At 50.6% G+C, this 777-nt stretch carries 1 protein-coding gene; it reads right to left on the bottom strand.

What is annotated here, in order from left to right; translation table 11 throughout:
- Positions 1-45 precede the first annotated feature (45 nt).
- Positions 46-777: restriction endonuclease subunit S domain-containing protein (locus IE083_RS15700; RefSeq protein WP_229799808.1), on the bottom strand; the 732-nt coding region annotated here is incomplete at its 5' end.

Genomic DNA, 777 nt, shown 5'->3' with positions numbered 1-777 from the left:
TTTTGCAGGTTTGCACCCCTTCCTTCACGTCCTCGCTTCAAAACGTCAACAGCCCCTAATGGATTTCTCCTTCCACTCCCCCAAATTCCGAAATTCCGGAAACCGTAACCGCGGCACAGTTTCGCCTTCGCAGGGGAAAAGCTGCTGCATCAGGCCCTTTTTGAGGGTCTTGAAGGTGTCGAGCTTGTAGGTTTCCGCCGCGATCAGATCATCCAGCGAAGACAGGCAGTCGGCGATTTTTTTTTGTTCGTCCAGCCTGCTTGGATAGTACAACTTTACATTTCCCAGCCGAGTTGGCGATAGTCCGAGCACCTTTGCACCTTGCGCTTCTCGCTGTATCTGTTTTCTTAGCCCCTCAGACGAGAAGAGGTAAGCGCCAAAGCCCAGAGCCATAGAACCTTTATTTGGTCTTGCAAGAATGGTGTGCAAACCAGATACAAGCGGGACATCTCCTGCATCAATGATTTCGATGGCCTTGCCGATGTCCGCCATATCCTCGGAAGCATCGGCGAAAACCATGTCACCAGCCATGCAGTAGTTTTCGGGACGAATTGTGGAGTGCGACTCCCCTTCATTGATGTAGGGGACTGGCTCGGCATCAGCATGGAAATGCTGAGCAAACTTTGTATGGATATCTCCGTAATGAATATTCCTGTAGGAGCCATTGGTGTAATTCAGCTTATCCCGAGAAAGGGAGTTGTTTCCCCTGAAGGTATAACCCATTCCATTACCCATAAGTCCCTCGCCAGCCGTTACCATCTCGTCCTGACAAGCGAA

The organism is Vogesella fluminis, from assembly GCF_014652335.1.
Lineage (GTDB): Bacteria > Pseudomonadota > Gammaproteobacteria > Burkholderiales > Chromobacteriaceae > Vogesella > Vogesella fluminis.
Note: the sequence above shows the minus strand (reverse complement) of the source record. Positions and strands in the feature narration are given on the sequence as shown.